14 protein-coding genes are annotated in these 17,932 nt (G+C 67.8%); 7 read left to right on the top strand and 7 right to left on the bottom strand.

The window, feature by feature from the left end; all coding sequences use genetic code 11:
- Positions 1–4: 4 nt before the first annotated feature.
- Together AC1DGC_RS18755 and AC1DGC_RS18750 are read right to left on the bottom strand one after the other, a co-directional pair.
- Positions 5–778 (bottom strand): ABC transporter permease, encoded by a 774-nt coding sequence (locus tag AC1DGC_RS18755; RefSeq protein WP_478048569.1) that lies wholly within the window; start codon positions 776–778, stop codon positions 5–7.
- Positions 775–1,674 (bottom strand): ABC transporter ATP-binding protein, encoded by a 900-nt coding sequence (locus tag AC1DGC_RS18750; RefSeq protein WP_394162917.1) that lies wholly within the window; start codon positions 1,672–1,674, stop codon positions 775–777. The genes AC1DGC_RS18755 and AC1DGC_RS18750 overlap by 4 nt, the downstream gene beginning before the upstream one ends.
- A 206-nt stretch (positions 1,675–1,880) precedes the next feature.
- Here AC1DGC_RS18750 and AC1DGC_RS18745 point away from each other — a divergent pair, with 206 nt between their 5' ends.
- From AC1DGC_RS18745 to AC1DGC_RS18725, 5 genes are all read left to right on the top strand, one after another.
- Positions 1,881–3,122 carry an efflux RND transporter periplasmic adaptor subunit gene (locus tag AC1DGC_RS18745; RefSeq protein ID WP_394162915.1) on the top strand — a complete coding sequence of 414 codons (1,242 nt, stop codon included), beginning with the start codon at positions 1,881–1,883 and terminating at the stop codon, positions 3,120–3,122.
- 184 nt (positions 3,123–3,306) lie between these two features.
- Positions 3,307–3,996, top strand: coding sequence for an ABC transporter ATP-binding protein (locus tag AC1DGC_RS18740; RefSeq protein ID WP_259206624.1), 690 nt, complete (start codon positions 3,307–3,309; stop codon positions 3,994–3,996).
- 14 nt (positions 3,997–4,010) lie between these two features.
- Positions 4,011–5,171 carry an ABC transporter permease gene (locus AC1DGC_RS18735; RefSeq protein ID WP_449335555.1) on the top strand — a complete coding sequence of 387 codons (1,161 nt, stop codon included), beginning with the start codon at positions 4,011–4,013 and terminating at the stop codon, positions 5,169–5,171.
- A gap of 10 nt (positions 5,172–5,181) precedes the next feature.
- Complete coding sequence (locus AC1DGC_RS18730; protein ID WP_478048568.1) at positions 5,182–6,492, top strand: ABC transporter permease; 1,311 nt, start codon at positions 5,182–5,184, stop codon at positions 6,490–6,492.
- A gap of 764 nt (positions 6,493–7,256) precedes the next feature.
- Positions 7,257–10,079: a TonB-dependent receptor plug domain-containing protein gene (locus AC1DGC_RS18725; protein WP_478048567.1), complete on the top strand. Its 2,823-nt coding sequence runs from the start codon at positions 7,257–7,259 to the stop codon at positions 10,077–10,079.
- Between the two features lie 652 nt (positions 10,080–10,731).
- Here the strand turns inward: AC1DGC_RS18725 and rarD are convergent.
- Together rarD and yedA are read right to left on the bottom strand one after the other, a co-directional pair.
- Positions 10,732–11,637 (bottom strand): EamA family transporter RarD, encoded by a 906-nt coding sequence (gene rarD, locus AC1DGC_RS18720; protein WP_259206629.1) that lies wholly within the window; start codon positions 11,635–11,637, stop codon positions 10,732–10,734.
- Positions 11,634–12,539, bottom strand: a complete 906-nt coding sequence (gene yedA, locus AC1DGC_RS18715; protein WP_259206631.1) for a drug/metabolite exporter YedA — start codon at positions 12,537–12,539, stop codon at positions 11,634–11,636. Before yedA ends, rarD begins: the two co-directional genes overlap by 4 nt.
- A gap of 213 nt (positions 12,540–12,752) precedes the next feature.
- Here yedA and AC1DGC_RS18710 point away from each other — a divergent pair, with 213 nt between their 5' ends.
- The gene (locus AC1DGC_RS18710) at positions 12,753–14,093 is read left to right on the top strand and encodes an MFS transporter (protein WP_259206632.1); all 1,341 of its coding nucleotides are present in this window, start codon (positions 12,753–12,755) and stop codon (positions 14,091–14,093) included.
- A 123-nt stretch (positions 14,094–14,216) separates the two neighbouring features.
- Positions 14,217–14,798 carry a hypothetical protein gene (locus AC1DGC_RS18705; RefSeq protein WP_478048566.1) on the top strand — a complete coding sequence of 194 codons (582 nt, stop codon included), beginning with the start codon at positions 14,217–14,219 and terminating at the stop codon, positions 14,796–14,798.
- 6 nt (positions 14,799–14,804) lie between these two features.
- Here the strand turns inward: AC1DGC_RS18705 and AC1DGC_RS18700 are convergent, their stop codons facing one another.
- From AC1DGC_RS18700 to AC1DGC_RS18690, 3 genes are all read right to left on the bottom strand, one after another.
- Entirely contained in the window at positions 14,805–16,457 is a 1,653-nt protein-coding gene (locus tag AC1DGC_RS18700; protein ID WP_394163032.1) for a M28 family metallopeptidase, read from the bottom strand.
- Positions 16,458–16,546: 89 nt separating this feature from the next.
- On the bottom strand, positions 16,547–17,479 hold the full coding sequence (locus AC1DGC_RS18695) for an MBL fold metallo-hydrolase (RefSeq protein ID WP_259206634.1): 933 nt from the start codon (positions 17,477–17,479) through the stop codon (positions 16,547–16,549).
- Positions 17,480–17,509: 30 nt separating this feature from the next.
- Positions 17,510–17,848 carry a hypothetical protein gene (locus tag AC1DGC_RS18690; protein ID WP_259206635.1) on the bottom strand — a complete coding sequence of 113 codons (339 nt, stop codon included), beginning with the start codon at positions 17,846–17,848 and terminating at the stop codon, positions 17,510–17,512.
- Positions 17,849–17,932 lie beyond the last annotated feature (84 nt).

Below are 17,932 nucleotides of genomic sequence, written 5' to 3'. Positions count from 1 at the left end.
CCGCTCACCCGACCCGGCGCAGCCGGCGCCGGGCCAGCCCCAACGCCGCGGCAGTGACCGCCAGCAACACCGCGACATGCGCCGCCGCGCTGCCCTGCGCGGGCATGCCGACCGCCGGCAGGGCCAACTGGGCCAGGTGCCAGGTCGGCCACAGCGGGGCCAGCGTACCGAAGACCGGGGGCAACCCGGACAACGGCAGCCACAGCCCGGACAGCAGCGCCAGCGGCAGGTAGACCAGGTTGACCACCGCCGGCGCCGCACTGGCGCTGACGTGGCTGCCGATCCACAGGCCGATCGCACCGAGCGGCAACGCGGCGAAGGCGGCCACGGCGAGCAGGTGCACCAGCATCCGCGGCGACAGCGCCACCCCGGCCAGCGCCGCCACGCCGATCAGCACCGTAGCCACCAGCAGCGCGAACAGTACCGCCATCAGCAGCCGTGCCAGCAGCGGTGCCATCGGCGGCATCGGCAATGCACGTTTCAACGTGAGCAGCCCGCCCTCGCGGTCCAGCGCCAACTGCACGCCAAAGCCGAACAACGCCGGTGCCATCGCGCCGAACACGCAGTAGGTGGCGAGCAGGTACTGCGCGGCGTGGCCGCGGCCCAGCAACAGGCCGAACAGCGAATAGAACAGCACCGGGAACAGCAGCGAGGGCAGCATGAAGGCCGGCGTGCGCCAGGCGCGGCGCAGTTCGCACAGCGCTTCGGCACGGTAGATGCGCAGGCGCGACGCGCGCGGGTGGATCGCGGAGATCGCAGGAGGGGTCAAGGTGTTCATGCGGCTTCCCGGGTCAGTTCGACGAAGGCGTCGGCCAGGCCGCCGCCATGCACTTCCAGTTCCTGCAGGTCCGGGTCTTCGGCGAGCAGGCGGGCGACCACCGGCTCGGCCGGTTCGGCCAGCAGCTGCAGGCGCAGCCCATCGCGCTGCACCTCGCGCACGCCCGGCCAGGTCCTGACAAGCGCCGCATCCAACTCGCTGCGGCAGCGGATCCGGCGCGGCGCCAACTGCTGGCGGAACTGCGCCAGCGGGCCGTCGGCGAGCACGCGACCGTGCTCGATCACCACCACCCGCTGGGCCAGCGCTTCAGCTTCTTCCAGATAGTGGGTGGTGAGCAGCACCCCGCAGCCCTCGCCGGCCAGTTGCCGGATCGCCTGCCACAGCCCCTGCCGCGCCTGGATATCCAGGCCGGTGGTGGGCTCGTCCAGGAACAGCAGCTGCGGCCGCCCGCACAGCGCGATGGCGAACTGCACCCGGCGCTGCTGGCCGCCGGACAAGCGGCCGTAGCGGCGCGTGGCCAGGTCGGTCAGCCCGGCCAGGGCCAGGCACTCCTGCAGCGGGCGCGGGTCGTCGTAGCACGCACGGGCCAGGTCGATCAGCTCGCCCACCTGCAGCACCGGCGGCAACGCGGTGCTCTGCAGCATCACGCCGATGCCGCGCCGGCTGGCCCGCTGCTGCGGGTCGCCACCGAGCAGCTCGGCCCGACCGGCATCCACCGCGCGCAGCCCCAGCAACACCGATATCGCGGTGCTCTTGCCCGCGCCGTTGCGGCCGAGCAGGGCCAGCACCTCGCCGCGCTGGAGCGCGATGCTCACGCCCTGCAGCGCGGCCACGGCACCGTAGCGCACCTGCACGTCCTGCAGGCTGGCCAGGGGAAGAAGGGAGGGATCGGACATCGGGGCGCGCTCCGTGACGGGATGGGCACAGACTGGCGCCCTGCCGGCCCCGGTCCCAGTGGCCGGCGTCAGCGCAAGCAGGTGACAGCTGTCACTGCCGGGCCGCCCGGGCGGCAGGCATGCTGTGCACCACCCGGCCCAATGCCGGTTTGCCCCGCCAGCACCGTTGCGGTCACACTCGGCCCGATTCCCCGTCCAGACTCACGATGAACACATCCGCTGAACTGCTCAAGGAACTTCGCATCGACCGCAAGGCGGCCACGCCGCCGCCGTCCTCGCCCCGCCGTGGGCGCTGGATCGGGCTGGCGATCCTCATCGTGCTGCTGCTCGCCGGCATCGGCTGGTTCGTGTTCGGCCGGCAACGCGCCATCGAGGTGACCACCGCGCCGGTGGTGGCCATCCAGCAGGGCAGCGCCAGCAGCTCGGTCCTGGATGCCAGCGGCTATGTCGTCGCGCGGCGCATGGCCACCGTCTCGGCCAAGATCACCGGCAAGGTCCGCGAGGTGATGATCGAAGAAGGCATGCGGGTGGAAGAAGGCCAGGTGATGGCCACGCTTGACCCGATCGATGCCAATGCCCAGCGCAGCCTGTCGGCCTCGCAGCTGGAGGCCGCGCGCAGCCAGCTGGCCGGACTGCAGGCGCAGGTGGCCCAGGCCAATGCCGAGGCCGGCCGCCTGCAGACGCTGGTGGGCCAGCAGCTGGTCTCGCGGTCGCAGTACGACCTGGCCATTTCCCAGCGTGACAGCCTGCGTGCACAGCTGCGCACGGCCGAACGCAACACCAAGGTGGCCAACGACGCACTGGCCATCGCCGACCTCGGCGTGGACAACAACACCGTGCGCGCCCCGTTCTCCGGCGTGGTCACCGCCAAGGCCGCGCAGCCGGGCGAGATCGTATCGCCGCTGTCGGCCGGCGGCGGCTTCACCCGCACCGGCATCGGCACCATCGTGGACATGGAATCGCTGGAGATCGAGGTGGACGTGGGCGAGTCGTTCATCGGCCGCGTGCAGCCGAAGATGCCGGTGGAAGCCACCCTCAACGCCTACCCTGACTGGAAGATCCCGGCCGAGGTGATCGCCATCATCCCCACCGCCGACCGCGGCAAGGCCACGGTCAAGGTGCGCGTGGCACTGAAAGTGAAAGACCCGCGGATTGTGCCGGAGATGGGCGTGCGGGTGAGCTTCCTGGAAGCCGCGCAACCGGCCCGGGCGGCCGCGCCCAAGGGCGTGCGCGTACCTGCCGCGGCGATCGTGGAGCGTGACCAGAAGACGGTCGCCTTCGTGGTCGGGGACGACAGCCACGTCGAACAGCGCGCGGTCGTTGCCGGCGCCACGCTCAACACCGATCGCCAGGTCAACCAGGGGCTGAGCGCCGGCGAGGTGGTGGTACTGGACCCGCCGGCGGACCTGCACGACGGCAGCAAGGTCGTGGAAAAACAGCAGCAATAGCGCGCCGCGCCGGAACGGCGCGGCGATGCCATGCAAGTGCGCTACCCGTGCCGTGCCGGCGCGCAGGCAGGCTGCTGTCCGCCACTGCGCCCTGCCCGGCCACGGCCCCCCTCGTCGCATGCAGGCGCGTGCCGCTGCATGCCGTTGCGTTTTTCGATCCGCCTTGATCCACGGAGAACCGCTCATGTCGACCCTGGTTTCGCTCCGCAACATCACCAAGACCTACCAGCGCGGCCCCGAGAAGGTGCAGGTGCTGCACGGCATCGACCTGGACATCCAGCGCGGCGATTTCGTCGCCCTGATGGGGCCATCCGGCTCGGGCAAGACCACCCTGCTCAACCTGATCGGCGGGCTGGACACCCCCAGCGCCGGCGAAATCGAGATCGAAGGCGAGCGCATCGACCGCATGAGCGGCGGGCAGCTGTCGACGTGGCGCAGCCACCACGTCGGCTTCGTGTTCCAGTTCTACAACCTGATGCCGATGCTGACCGCGCAGAAGAACGTCGAGTTGCCCCTGCTGCTCACCCACCTGGGTGCTGCCCAGCGCAAGCGCAATGCCGAGATCGCGCTGACCCTGGTGGGCCTGGCCGACCGTCGCAGCCACCGCCCGAATGAACTGTCCGGCGGCCAGCAGCAGCGCGTGGCCATCGCCCGCGCGATCGTCTCCGACCCGACCTTCCTGATCTGCGACGAACCCACCGGCGACCTGGACCGGCAGTCCGCCGAGGAAATCCTGGGTCTGCTGCAGCAGCTCAACCGCGAGCACGGCAAGACCATCATCATGGTCACCCATGATCCCAAGGCGGCCGAGTACGCCACCCATACCGTGCACCTGGACAAGGGCGAACTGGCCACCGCGCCAGCGGCCCACTGACGGAGGCTGCCGCGATGAAGTATTTCTCGCTGATCTGGGCGCAGTTGTTCCGCAGCAAGACACGCACGCTGCTGACGCTGCTCTCGGTAGTGGCCGCCTTCCTGCTGTTCGGCATGCTCGACTCGGTGCGGGTGGCGTTCAACTCCGGCGGCGACACCATCGAGGGCGCCAAGCGGCTGGTGGTGTCCTCCAAGCTGTCGATCACCCAGAGCCTGCCGTTGCGCCTGCTGCGCGATATCGAAGCCACGCCCGGCGTGCGCCAGGTGAACTACGCGATGTGGTTCGGCGGCATCTACCAGGACCAGAAGAATTTCTTCCCGAGCTTCTCGGTCTCGGACAACTACATGGACCTGTACCCGGAGCTGGAGCTGCCACCCGCCCAGGCCGAGGCATTCAAGAACACGCGCACCGGCGCGCTGGTGGGGGAGTCGCTGGCCAAGCGCTTCGGCTGGAAGATCGGCGACACCATCCCGATGCAGGCCACCATCTTCCCGCGCCAGGGCAGCAACGACTGGCCGCTGCAACTGGTGGGGATCTACCGGGCCAGGGACCGCAAGAACGCCGCGGCGGAGGGCCAGCTGCTGCTGCACTGGAGTTACTTCGACGAGTCCAACGACTACATCAAGAACCAGGTGAGCTTCTACACCGTGCAACTGGACGACCCGGCGCATGCCTCGCGCGTGGCCCAGGCGATCGATGCGCTGTCGCTGAACTCCGACCGCGAAACCAAGTCGCAGACCGAAGCGGCCTTCTCGCAGGCATTTGCCAAGCAGTTCGCCGATATCGGCCTGATCGTCACCGGCATCATGGCCGCGGTGTTCTTCACCCTGGTGCTGCTGACCGGCAACACCATGGCCCAGGCGGTACGCGAGCGCATCCCGGAACTGGCGATCCTCAAGACGCTGGGCTTCAAGGATGGCACCGTGCTGGTGCTGGTCATGGTCGAATCGGTGCTGCTGATCGTGCTCGGGGGGCTGCTCGGCATGGGTCTGGCATCGGTGGTGATGCCGGTGGTCAGCGCCAGCAGCAACGGGATCATCAACCTGCCCGGCGTGCCTGCGCAGACCTGGGCGATGGCACTGGGGCTGATGGTGGTGATCGGGATCGTGGTGGGGCTGCTGCCGGCCCTGCGCGCGCAGCGGTTGAAGATCGTCGATGCACTGGCCGGACGCTGAGGAGACCCGCATGAACAAGCAATGGATGTGGAACATACTGACCGTGCTGGGGCTGCTGGTCGCGCTGGTGGTATGGATCGTGCTGCCGTGGTCGGCGGTCCTGGGGCTGGCGGTGGCCGTGGCGGGCTGGCTGCTGTTCACCCGCAGCGGGCGACTGTCGCTGGAGGCGGCCAGGATCGGCATCGCCAGCCTGCCGCAGCGCTGGGGCGCATCCTCGGTGATCGTGGTCGGCATTGCCGGCGTGGTCGGCGTGCTGGTGGCGATGCTGGCGATGGGCGATGGCTTCAAGGCCACCCTGGAACGCAGCGGCAGCGACGACGTCGCGATCGTGCTGCGTGGTGGCTCGCAGGCCGAAACCAACTCGGTGATCATGCGTGACCAGCTGCCGCTGATCCAAAGCCTGCCGGGCATCGCGCGGGGCGAGGACGGCAAGCCGCTGGTGTCGGCCGAACTGTCGCAGGTGATCAGCCTGCCGTCGCGCAGCGACCATACCGATACCAACGTGCAGTTCCGCGGCGTCGGCGAGCAAGCCTGGGCGGTGCGTCGCCAGGTGCGCATGGTCGAGGGCCGCCGCTTCACGCCGGGCCTGCGCGAGATCGTGGTCGGCAAGGGGGCCAAGGCCCAGTTCGAGGGCCTGAAGGTAGGCAAGACGCTGGCGCTCGGCAAACAGGACTGGACGGTGGTGGGCGTGTTCGCGTCCAACGACGTGCACGAGTCCGAGCTGTGGGCCGACACCCAGACCCTGTCCACCACCTACAACCGCAGCGCCTATCAGTCGGTCAACGTGCGCACCGCGGGCGCCGACGGGTTCAAGCAGTTCAAGGCGGCGATGGAGGCGGACCCGCGGCTGAAGCTGGACGTGGACACGACGCGCAACTACTACAGCAAGCAGTCGGGTGGGCTGAGCAAGCTGATCAGCGTGCTGGGCACGGTGATCGGCGGGATCATGGCCATTGGCGCGGTGTTCGGGGCACTCAATACCATGTATGCCGCAGTGGCCACGCGGGCGCGCGAGATCGCCACGATGCGGGCCATCGGTTTCCGCGGCCTGCCGGTGGTTACCGCGGTGATGCTGGAGACCATGTTGCTGGCGCTGCTCGGTGGCGTGCTCGGCGGCCTGCTGGCCTGGCTGGTGTTCAACAACTACACGGTGTCCACGCTGGGCAACAACTTCAGCCAGGTGGTGTTCCAGTTCCGGGTTTCGCCGCAGCTGTTGTGGACGGGGCTGAAGTGGGCGCTGGGAATTGGGCTGGTCGGTGGTCTGTTCCCGGCACTGCGTGCGGCGCGCCTGCCGATCACCACGGCGTTGCGCGAGACCTGAGGCGTCGCGGTGCACTGATAGGAGCATGCGCGCGCGGGGGCGCGCACGAGATAGCAGACCACGAACCGCATCCGCAAGGGTGCGGTTTTTTTTGTGGTTCTCCAAACGGAGCGGAGCGTCTTGTTCGAATGGCCGTATCTGGTGGCTTATGGCTGTGCGTGTGGTCGAGTGATCCTGGCGTTGTGTGGATCGGGGGATTTCTTCGCTTGGGTCTGTCGCGAGTGTGGGGGCCCCGTAGCAGCCGGTAGGCCCCTGGTGCAAATGTCCCCCGGCCGCAAGCGGCCTCCTCCTTTATTTTGCCCAGGGGCCTACCGGCTGCTACGAGGCTCGGCTTGCGGTGCGTAGGCGGCAGAGCGGGTTCTTCTGACGGCCGTTGGTGGGTCGGCCGCACCAGGGAAAGTCACAGCGCACTTCATGCGGCCACGCGGAAGAGAGAAGCGATTTCTTCGCACACCGTCGGCACACACTGAACGCTTCCCGTCGATGCACATCCGCGTGTACTCAAGTTGACGGGACCATCGCCGTTATCGGTGCCTCTGCCTGCATCGGCGCGGTGTGCATCGCACGTACTGCAGCGCATTGAAAAAAGATTGTTCGCCGACCCGCGAATTTGTCAGCGAGCGTTCATTTTTAGCGGTTTTTATGCTTTCAGATGAAAGTAAAAAATTTGAAAAGTCATTAGACTCCCGCCCCCCGCGTCGTGATGTTGTCCCCACGCCGCCCGCAAGGGCGCTTGTTTTTACCGAGAAAGAGAAATCGCACGGATGTATTTGAAGACCCACCCGCTGCGCAACGCGATTGCCATCGCGCTTGTCGCCAGCTGCAGTGCCCCTGCCTTCGCCCAGACCGCCAATGACGGCACCACCAATCTGGATCGCATTGAAATCACCGGCTCGCGCATCCGCCAGGCCAGCGTCGAGAGCGCCCAGCCGGTCGTCGCGCTGAACCGCGCCGAGATCGAAAAGAAGGGCTACGTCAACGTCGCCGACATCCTGCAGGACGTCACCGCGGCCGGCGCGCCGAGCATGAGCCGCGCCAACTCGCTGGAGTCCGGCCGCGACTTCGGTGGCATGTACGTGAGCCTGCGCAACCTGGGCCCGGAACGCAGCCTGGTGCTGATTGATGGCCGCCGCATGGGCGTGTCCGCCGCCGGCTACTCCGACCTGGCCTCGATCCCGTCCTCGATCGTGGACCGCGTGGAAGTGCTGACCGACGGCGCCTCCGCGCTGTACGGCTCGGACGCCATCGCCGGCGTGGTCAACATCATCACCCGCAAGAATTTCGACGGCGCGGAAGTCAACGCCTACGTCGGCCAGTACAGCGAAGGCGACGGCCAGAAGACCAGCTACAGCGCCACCTTCGGCAAGACCTTCGACCGTGGCTGGGTCACCGTCGGCGGCGAGTACTCCGACGAGGATCCGATCCTGGGCGGCGCACGTGAATTCACCGCCTACCCGAACGGCCCGCGCCACCCGACCGACGGCCTGAGCGGCGTCACCCCGTGGGGCTACGCCACTGTCGATGGCAAGAACCTCAGCGTGGGCCCGGGCGGCGACCCGACCGTGCTGGGCAACTTCGTGCCGGCCGACAAGGCCAACGATGCCAACACCAAGACCAACATGAGCCTGCTCACCGGCCTGCAGCGCAAGTCGGTGTTCGCCAACGGTGGTTTCTCGATCAACGACAACCTGCGCCTGGTGGCCGACGCGCTGTACACCGAGCGCGAGTCGACCAAGCAGCTGGCCGGCTACCCGTACCAGAGCACCGGCGGGCGTGCGCTGCTGTCCAAGGACAGCGCGTTCAATCCGTTCGGCCGTGACGTTGCCTTTGCGCACCGCACCGAAGAACTGCCGCGCGGCACCGAGAACAACCTGACCACCAAGCGCGCCAGCGTGGGCGTGGAAGGCAGCTTCGAGACCGGTTCGCGGTACTGGGACTGGAACGTCAGCTACATGTACAACCGCAACGAAGGCGAGCGCATCGGCACGGGCAGCATGTACCAGCCGAACGTGAACCAGTCCGTCGGTCCGTCGTTCATCGATGGCCAGGGCGTCGCGCATTGCGGCAGCGTCGGCAACGTGATCGCCGGCTGCACGCCGTGGAATCCGCTGGCCCCGATGGGCTACACCGGCCCGGGCGCACTGGGCAACCAGGACGTGCAGGACTACCTGTTCACCCGTTTCACCGACAAGATGCAGAGCACCACCAAGGTGGCCAGCGCGAACATCTCCGGCTCGCTGTTCAGTCTGTCGGCCGGTGACATCATGGGCGCGATGGGCATCGAGCACCGCAGCGAAGAAGCCAGCTACGACCCGGACCTGATGGTGCGCAACGGCCAGATCGCCGGCACGAGCGGCCAGCCGACGCGTGGCGACTACGCGCTCAACGAAGCCTACCTGGAACTGCAGGTGCCGCTGCTGGCGGACATGGCCTTCGCCCGCGAGCTGTCGCTGGACGTGGCCGGTCGTTACTCGGACTACAACAACTTCGGTTCGACCACCAACACCAAGTTCGGCCTGAAGTGGAAGCCGATCGACAGCCTGCTGGTGCGCGCCACCTACGGCACCGGCTTCCGCGCCCCGACGGTGGAAAACCTCTACGGCGGCACGGTCACCACGCGTGATTCGTACACCGATCCGTGCGACACCACCTTCGGTGCGGCGGCCAACAACGCGCAGGTGCAGGCACGTTGCCGCGCCGGCGGCGTGCCGGCCAACTTCCGCCAGCTGGCGGCCGATGGCAATCCGGCGACGGTGCCGGGCCAGCAGGGTGGCACCGACTTCACCTCCGGCTCGAACGAGGCACTGAAGCCGGAAACCGCCAAGACCTGGACGGTGGGCCTGGTGTACAGCCCGGAGTTCGTGTCGGGCCTGGACCTGAGCCTGGACTGGTGGAAGATCCGCATCAACGACGTGATCGTGGGCGAATCGGCCACGGACATGCTCAACCAGTGCTATGTGCAGGGCGTGGATGCGGCATGCAACCGCTTCACCCGTTCCAGGTCGGGCAAGACGATCGGCCAGGTCAGCGCGCTGGACCGCACGCTGCTCAACGCCGGCTACCAGGAAACCGCGGGCTACGACATCGCGGTGCGTTACCGTCTGCCGGAGCTGGCGATCGGCAAGTTCTCCGTGTCCTGGAACACCACCTACGTGGATTACCTGGAGCGCAAGAACGACAACGCCGAGACCACGCCGGTGCGCCAGTACGCCGGCTGGGAAGGCAACTTCCGCGTGCGTTCCAATCTGAACCTGGATTGGCAGTATGGCAACTTGGGCCTGGGCTGGACGGCACGCTACTACTCGAGCATGCAGGAAAACTGCGCCTATGCGACCGAGTGCAGCAACCCGGGCTTCAGCTCGCCGTACACCGGTAACCAGGGCATCAACAAGGTGGGTTCGAACACCTTCCACGATATCCAGATGCGCTACATCCTGCCGTGGAACGGCACGGTGTCGATGGGTATCAACAATGTGTTCGACCACCAGGGTCCGATCATGTACAGCCAGCCGAACAGCAGCTTCACCTATTACGGTGGCTTCGACATCGGCCGTTACATGTACATGAAGTACCAGCAGCGTTTCTGATCAGGCCCGCCTGATCCACCTGTTCTGATCCACGGCTTACTCTCTCCAAGCCGTAGAGTGGAAGGAAGACGGCGCCCTCGGGCGCCGTCTTTTTTTGTGCATCAGGCAGATCGACAGCCGCGAGTGCGTGCCTGTACGGGCCGGGCGGGTACGGGCGGGGGTGCGGGACACGCCGTGAACCCATCCATGGGGGCTCGACGTGCGCCATCCATGGCGCACGACGGTCCCGCACCCCCACCCGTACCCGCCCCTGGACAGTTCATCGGCGCGCAACGAACCACAATCCGCAACACATACAGGCAACGAACCACCCAACAGACATCGCTTTGCGTTGCGTTGCGTTGCGTTGCCAAGGCAACCAGCCAACTGTCCAGGGCGGGGGTGTGTGGGTTCGCGGGACCGTCGTACGCCATGGATGGCGTACGCGAGCCTACATGGGTGAAGGCGCATTGCTTGCGAGGCACTGCCTCGCATGCGACTGAACGGCCAGCCGCCAGCGGCTGGACCGGGCCGCGGAGCGGGACTTGCGGCGTGTCCCGCGAACCCACACACCCCCGCCCATCCAGATGCGCGCGCCAACCAAGGCTTCGCGCTCTCAAGCTCTTCAGCTCTTCAGCTCTTCAGCTCTTCAGCTTCTAAAAGAAACCACCCCTCACCCCCGCCGCGACCGCCACACACTGTCACCAATGAACAGCAGCAGCCCGGTCCAGATCGCGGCGAAACCCACCGCCTTGGCCGTATCGAACGGCTCGCGGAAGAAGAACACCCCCAGCAACAACCCCAGGCTCGGCGCGATGTACTGGAGAATGCCCACCAGCGACAGCGGAATCCGCTTCACCCCGTAGGCAAACCCGATCAACGGCAGCGCCGTCACCGCACCGCCCAGGATCAGCAGCGCATCGTTCTTCCAGCCCCACCCCCCGAAGAACCCACCGCCGTGCCCGTTCTCGCTCCAGAGCGCAAACCCGATCGCCGGCAGGAACAGATACAGACTCTCCACCCCAAGCCCCGCCACCGGGTCCACTGAAATCAGCTTGCGCAACAACCCGTACAACCCGAACGAACAGGCCAGCCCCAACGCGATCCACGGCGGCGTCCCCGCATCGATCGTCAGCCACGCCACCCCCACGGCCGCGCAGCCCACCGCCAGCCACTGCAGCCCGCGCAGGCGCTCTTTCAGCACCACCACGCCCAGCAGCACGCTCACCAGCGGATTGATGAAATAGCCCAGGCTCGTCTCGATCACATGCCCGGCGTTGATCGCCCAGATGTACAGGCCCCAGTTGAACGCGATCGCCAGACTGCTCAGCGCCAGCGTCGGCAGCGCGCGCTTCTGCGCCGCGATCTGCTTCCACCAGCCCGTGCCGGCGCTCAACAGCAACCAGGCCACCACCAGCACCGTGCTCCAGATGATCCGGTGCGCGATGATCTGCTGCGACGGTACCGCCTTGAGCAGGTGCCAGTACACCGGCACCAGCCCCCACAGGGTGAAGGTGAAGGCGGTGATCGCAAAGCCGCGGCGCTGCTCCTGCAGGCTGTGGTTCGGCAGCGTGCTCATTTCGCGCGTGTCCGGGTCCGTGCCAGGGTCAGCACCACCACGCCGGCCAGGATCACCGCCATCGCCAGCAGGTCATGCCCACCGAAGTGTTCGTGGCCGATGATCGCGCCCAGGATCACCGCGATCACCGGGTTCACATAGGCGTAGCTCGCCGCCAGCGCCGGGCGCACGTTGTGCAGCAGCCACACGTAGGCGGTGAACGCCACGATCGAGCCGAACACGCACAGGTAGGCCACCGCCAGCAGCCCGTCCATGCTCGGCCAGGTGGTCGGCCGCTCGCCGGTCGCCAGCCCCAGCGCCACCAGCATGACCCCGCCGCACAGCATCTGCCCCGCCGCGGTCATGAAGGGATTGGGCAGGTCCAGCCCACGCGCCCACACCGAGCCGAATGCCCAGCCGATCGGCGCCACCAGCAGCAGGATCAGCCCCTGTGGCGAGGCCGTCAGGCTGCTGCCGGCGTTGAGCCAGACCACGCCGAGGAAGCCGATCGCGATGCCCAGCCATTCACCGCGGCTGGCGTGCTGGCCGCGCAGTGCGCCAAACAGTGCCATCCACAGCGGCACCGAGGCCACCGCCGTGGCGGCCAGCCCCGAGGACACCGTGCGCTCGGCCAGCACCACCATGCCGTTGCCCAGCACCAGCATGGTCAGGCCCATGATCGCCAGGTTGCGCCACTGGCGTCGGGTCGGCGCGGCCATCCCGCGCCAGCGCAGCACCGCATACATCAGCGTGCCGGCGATGATGAAACGCGCGCCGGACACCATCGTCAACGGTAGCGCGCCGCCTTCCAGCGCCAGCCGGATACCCAGGTAGGTGGACCCCCAGACCACGTACACCAGCAACAGGGCCAGTACGACAAGGCCGCTCCGGGGAGCAGCCGCTGAGGGTTCGGGCGAAGACATGGCACACCACCATCCGGGGGAACCGCGATTCTAGGCCACGATGGTGTCGGGATCACCTCGACGGGCGGCACGCTGTTTCCGCTCACGTTTTCTGCGCCGGGAAATGGTTACCCTCTGGGCCATGCGCCGTGGTGCCAGGAGGGTACCCGGCGTCAGGGCGCCCCCGGGCACCTTCCCCACCCGCAACGACTCCCGTGAGGACACCCTCCCAGCATGAGCACTTCCCCCCCTTCCGCCGCCGCCCATCCCGAGCGTGCCGCGCTGCGGCGCTCGATCTCCAACACCCTCAAAGGCTCGGCCGGCAACCTGGTCGAGTGGTATGACGTCTACGTCTACTCGGTGTTCGCGGTCTACTTCGAATCGCAGTTCTTCTCGGCCGCCGACAAGAACTCCACCATGTATGTCTGGGCGATCTTCGCCGCCACCTTCCTGATGCGCCCGATCGGGGCGTGGTACTTCGGCCGCTTCGCCGACCGCTACGGCCGGCGCCTGGCGCTGACCGTGTCGGTGACGGTGATGGCCGGCTGTTCGTTCCTCATCGCCATCACCCCCACCGCCTCGCAGATCGGCATCTGGGCGGCGGTGATCCTGCTGTTCGCGCGCCTGCTGCAGGGCTTCGCCACCGGCGGCGAGTACGGCACCAGCGCCACCTACATGTCCGAGGCGGCCATCCCGGGCCGGCGAGGGTTCCTGTCCTCGTTCCACTACGTCACCCTGGTCGGCGGCCACGTGCTGGCCCAGCTGACCCTGCTGGGCATGCTCAGCTTCTGGGACAAGCCGCAGATTTCCGAGTGGGGCTGGCGCATCGCCTTCGGCATCGGCGGCATCGCGGCCATCGTGGTGTTCTGGCTGCGCCGCACCATGGACGAGTCGCTGGGCGAGGACTCCATCGAGGCAGCCAAGGAAGGACGCGCCAAGGCGTCCGGGTCCATGTACGAGCTGTTCGTGCACCAGTGGCGGCCGCTGCTGCTGTGCTTCCTGATCACTGCCGGCGGCACCGTGGCCTTCTACACCTATTCGGTCAACGGGCCGAAGATGATCCAGAGCGCCTTCGCCGGCGATGACGTGATGACCGGCACCCTGCTCAACCTGGGCGTGCTGACCTTCCTGATGGTGCTGCAGCCGATCGGCGGCTGGCTGTCGGATATCGTCGGGCGCAAGAGCCTGCTGGTGTTCTTCGGCGTCGGTGGCGTGCTCTACAGCTACTACCTGGTCACGGCCCTGCCCAACCAGCACGATCCGCTGATGGCCTTCGTGGTGCTGGCCATCGGTTTTGTCATCCTCACCGGTTACACCTCGATCAACGCCGTGGTGAAGGCCGAGCTGTTCCCCACCCACGTGCGCGCGCTGGGCGTGGGCTTCGGCTACGCGGTGGCCAACTCGCTGTTCGGTGGCACCGCGCCGCTGCTGTACCAGGCCGCGCTGAAGACCGGGCACGTCAACTCGTTCGCGATCTACGTCACCGCGGTGATCGCGGTGTCGCTGCTGGTCTACGTGTTCTTCCTGAAGAACAAGGGCCCGAACTGGCTGGACGGTACCCGTACCCATCCGTAAACACGGCCATGATGCGGGCCGCACACGCGGCCCGCAGTTCCGTCGCAGCGTCTGTATCACCTACCCTTGCAGCAGATCCTGCGGCGTTGCGCCACGGGACGATGCAGCACGAGGAAGCAGCCGGTGCGGGGATGGATCCTGATGATGGTGTTGATGCTGGGCGTGGCAGTGCCGGCCATGGGGTCCGCACGCGAATGTCGTGCCGGGCAGCCGGTCCCCGATCGCCAGCCCAGCCGCGTGGCCGCGCCGCCCACCGCAGCGGCGATGCAGGCCCATGTGCTGGCCTGCCAGCGGCTGGCCCAACGCAACCAGGCGCTGCGCCCGTGGCTGGCGCCGCTGAAACGAACGCTCGGCCTGGGCATGGTGGGCGGCGCATTGCTTGCCGTGCTGGCGCTGCTGCACGCATGGCGCTCCCGGCGTCGCAGCTACGCGCATGTGCCTGCCTTCGTGGCGCTGCACTGCCTGGCCCTCTGGCTGCTGCTGGACAACGCGCTGGCGCTGTATCGCGGGGTCATGCGGCACAGCATGCGCGGGCGAACGCATTGGATCTGGTACGACCTGTCGCCGGCGACCTTCACCGTGCAGCAGTGCGTGAACCTCGTCCTCGCGATCACCGCGCTGGTGATCGCCTGGGTAGTGGTGCGCGGCAACCGGCCGCCGCGGGCCGCCAACCCGCTGCCACGGCGCGGCCCGCGCCGGCGCTGAGCAGGCTCAGCGGCGCGCGGATTCGGTCTTCTGGCGTTCGGCGCGGAACTCCGAACCCTCTTCCCACGTGGGCCAGCGCCGGCTGTTGGCCAGTTCCGCGCCCAGGTCGTAGACCAGCAGGGTGTCGGCGGCATGGCCGCTGGCATCCCAGCTCGGCGTCCAGGCGTCGCAGGCTTGGTGGTAGCACGCGGCGAAGTAGGCCTCGCGCAGTTCACGCCCCTTCTCCAGCCCGCCCTCGCGCATGTCCAGCCCCGGCCCGATGGTGATCGCCGGCACGCCCAGGCGGGCGAAGGCGAAGTGGTCGGCGCGGTAGAAGAAGCCGGCCTCCAGGTTCGGGTCGGGCGAGTAGCTGCGGCCCCGGGCCTTGGCCACGCGCTCCAGGTCACCTTCCAGCGATACCCGGCCCTTGCCCCAGGAGGCGATGTCGCGGGTGGGGCCGTCCGGGCTGAACATCTCGATGTTGATCACCGCCGCGGTCTTGTCCAGCGGCGCCAGCGGATGGGCGGCGTAGTAGCTGGCGCCCAGCAGCCCCTTCTCCTCGGCGGTCAGCGCCACGAAGTACAGGGTGCGTTGCGGTTGCGGGCCGGCGGCGAACACCCGGCCCAGTTCCAGTACGGTAGCCACGCCGGTGGCGTTGTCGATCGCGCCACGGCGGATGCGGTCGCCCTTGGCATCGGGCTGGCCGATCCCGAACGCATCCCAGTGCGCGGAGAAGATCACCGCTTCGTCGGCATGCGCGCCGCCGGGCAGCTTGGCCACCACGTTGCGGGTGACCACCTGCTCGCGCTTGAGCTTGAAGGCGACCGACAGCTGCGCGTCGCCCAGCGCCACCGGGGTGAATGCCGGGGTCATCGCCTTGCGCTTCTCGGCGTCGAAATCCAGGCCGGCATCGCGGAACAGCTGCTCGGCCACGCTGCGCTGCAGCCAGCCGCGCACCGGCACGTGCTGGGCCAGCGCCTGCTCGGGGGTGCGTTCGATGTCGAACAGCGGCGAGGTGCCCGAGCTCTTCACCGTCGCCCAGCCGTAGGCGGCCGGCGCGGTCTCGTGCACGATCAGCACGCCCTGCGCGCCACGTCGCGCGGCTTCCTCGAACTTGTAGGTCCAGCGGCCGTAATAGGTGACCGCCTTGCCATCGAAGGCACCGGGCTGGTCGGCCTCGAAGTCGGCATCGTTGATCAGCACCACGGCGATCTTGCCGTGCAGGTCCACGTCCTTGTAGTCATTCCAGTGGCGCTCGGGGGCGTCGATGCCATAGCCGACGAACACCAGCGGTGCATTGCGGATGTCCACCGCCTGCTGCGGGCGCAGGCTCTGCAGGGTCACGTCCTCGCCATTGACCAGCGCGCGTGCCTTGCCCTTCTGGCGCAGCTGCGCGCGTACCGGGCCGTCCACCTGCGCGCGCACCATCGGCACCGGCTGCACCCAGCTGCCATCCACGCCACCGGGCTGCAGGCCGTAGGTCTTGAACTCTTCGATGAGGTACTGGACGGTACGTTCCTCGCCCGCGGTGGCCGGGGCACGGCCCTCGAATTCGTCCGAGGCCAGGATGCGCACATGCCGCGACAGTGCCTGCGGGTCGATGCCGCCGCCGGGCAGGTCATTGGCCGCGTGGGCCAGGCCGCCCACGAACAGGCAGGACGACAGCAGCAGCATGCGCATCGGATTCACGGCAGACACCAGGACGGAAAGCAGGGGCCTGCGAGTGTAACGTGACACCTGCATGACCGCGTACTGCATGCACGGCCGCGCTAGCGGCGGTCGCGATCCAGCCAGCACGCCAGGCCCTGGGCATTGAGTTCGATATCCATCGCCAGCACCTGGGTCACCGCGGCATCATCCAGCGGACAGCCATGTGCCTGTGCGCGCTCCAGATACAGCGCGGTGAGCGCAGCCACCAGGCAGCGGTGCCGGTCCGGACGCGCATCGCACTGCCGCCCGATCTCCACCATCGCATCGATCTGTTCGACCAGGTCCGCGGCCAGCTTGGCGACATCACCCACCCGGCCGTAATGGGTGAGAAACATCGCCTGCGGCGCATGGGCCAGCATGCGTGCGATGGACTGCTTCAGCGCATCCGGCTCGAACTGCACCGGCGAGGAGGTGGGCACGATGAAGGCACCACGCGCACTGTCCAGCTCGCGGTAGGACAGCCCGAAGGTATCGCCGGTGAACCAGGCGCGGCTGCGTTCGTCCCACACGCACAGGTGGTGGCGGGCGTGCCCCGGGGTATGCAGGCACAGCAGGCTGCGCCCGGCCAGGTCGACGCGGTGGCCATCCTCGGCGATCACGACGCGCTCGGCCGCCACCGGCAATACCGGCCCGTAGCTACGCGCGATCTCGGCTTCGCCATACACCTCGGTGGCCCCGGCGATCAGCCGCGCGGGGTCGACCATGTGCGGCGCGCCGCGCGGGTGCACCAGCAGGCGTGCGTCCGGCAACTGCTGCATCAACAACCCGGCGCCACCGGCGTGGTCCAGGTGCACATGGGTGAGAATCAGCCAGTCGACCGCATCGGGCGACAGGCCCGCACGGGTCAGCGCTGCCAGCATGGCCGGCACGGCCAGGCCGGTGCCGCAATCGATGAACGCGGCCCGGCCGTTTTCCACTACCAGGTAGGCCGCGTCGAAATCCTCGCGCTGGAACGCGGTGTCGATGGTGTGGATGCTGGGGTCGACGAACATCGGTTCATCCCTGGCGAAGTACGCCCCAGTTTAGGACGATCCGCGCATCGGCTTCGATGCGGCTTTGGTCGCACGCTGGGCCAGCCACGCCCCGCGCAGCAGGATCGCGGCGACCAGCACGGCCAGGAACGCGCCGTAGGCGTACAGCACCGCCAGCACCTGGCGCCAGATCGGCCCGGCATCGGCCTGCACCACGCCGATGTGGTGGCCCCACAGCATCGCCACGATGCTCAGCACGAAGGCCAGCAGCAGCGCGACGCCATCGAACCAGCGCCGGGCCGCATCGCGCGGCTGCCGCGGGAACAGCCAGTACAGCGCACCGAGCAGCACGAACCAGGGCAGGAACAACAACAACGACAACCAGGCCATCGCAGTCTCCCTTCAGGATGCCCGCATCATGCCATGCGGCCTCGCCGACCGCGCCGGGCCACGCCAATGCCGGCCGTTGGCCGG

It is taken from the genome of Stenotrophomonas sp. 05N37 (assembly GCF_056397365.1).
Note: the sequence above shows the minus strand (reverse complement) of the source record. Positions and strands in the feature narration are given on the sequence as shown.

Excerpts from the sequence above, each read along its gene's own strand:
- AC1DGC_RS18700 (WP_394163032.1), bottom strand. The coding sequence starts at position 16,457 with ATGCGCATGCTGCTGCTGTCGTCCTGCCTGTTCGTGGGCGGCCTGGCC.
- AC1DGC_RS18745 (WP_394162915.1), top strand. The coding sequence starts at position 1,881 with ATGAACACATCCGCTGAACTGCTCAAGGAACTTCGCATCGACCGCAAG.
- rarD (WP_259206629.1), bottom strand. The coding sequence starts at position 11,637 with ATGAGCACGCTGCCGAACCACAGCCTGCAGGAGCAGCGCCGCGGCTTT.
- AC1DGC_RS18725 (WP_478048567.1), top strand. The coding sequence starts at position 7,257 with ATGTATTTGAAGACCCACCCGCTGCGCAACGCGATTGCCATCGCGCTT.
- AC1DGC_RS18695 (WP_259206634.1), bottom strand. The coding sequence starts at position 17,479 with ATGTTCGTCGACCCCAGCATCCACACCATCGACACCGCGTTCCAGCGC.
- AC1DGC_RS18710 (WP_259206632.1), top strand. The coding sequence starts at position 12,753 with ATGAGCACTTCCCCCCCTTCCGCCGCCGCCCATCCCGAGCGTGCCGCG.
- AC1DGC_RS18730 (WP_478048568.1), top strand. The coding sequence starts at position 5,182 with ATGAACAAGCAATGGATGTGGAACATACTGACCGTGCTGGGGCTGCTG.
- AC1DGC_RS18740 (WP_259206624.1), top strand. The coding sequence starts at position 3,307 with ATGTCGACCCTGGTTTCGCTCCGCAACATCACCAAGACCTACCAGCGC.
- AC1DGC_RS18755 (WP_478048569.1), bottom strand. The coding sequence starts at position 778 with ATGAACACCTTGACCCCTCCTGCGATCTCCGCGATCCACCCGCGCGCG.
- AC1DGC_RS18690 (WP_259206635.1), bottom strand. The coding sequence starts at position 17,848 with ATGGCCTGGTTGTCGTTGTTGTTGTTCCTGCCCTGGTTCGTGCTGCTC.
- AC1DGC_RS18750 (WP_394162917.1), bottom strand. The coding sequence starts at position 1,674 with ATGTCCGATCCCTCCCTTCTTCCCCTGGCCAGCCTGCAGGACGTGCAG.
- yedA (WP_259206631.1), bottom strand. The coding sequence starts at position 12,539 with ATGTCTTCGCCCGAACCCTCAGCGGCTGCTCCCCGGAGCGGCCTTGTC.
- AC1DGC_RS18735 (WP_449335555.1), top strand. The coding sequence starts at position 4,011 with ATGAAGTATTTCTCGCTGATCTGGGCGCAGTTGTTCCGCAGCAAGACA.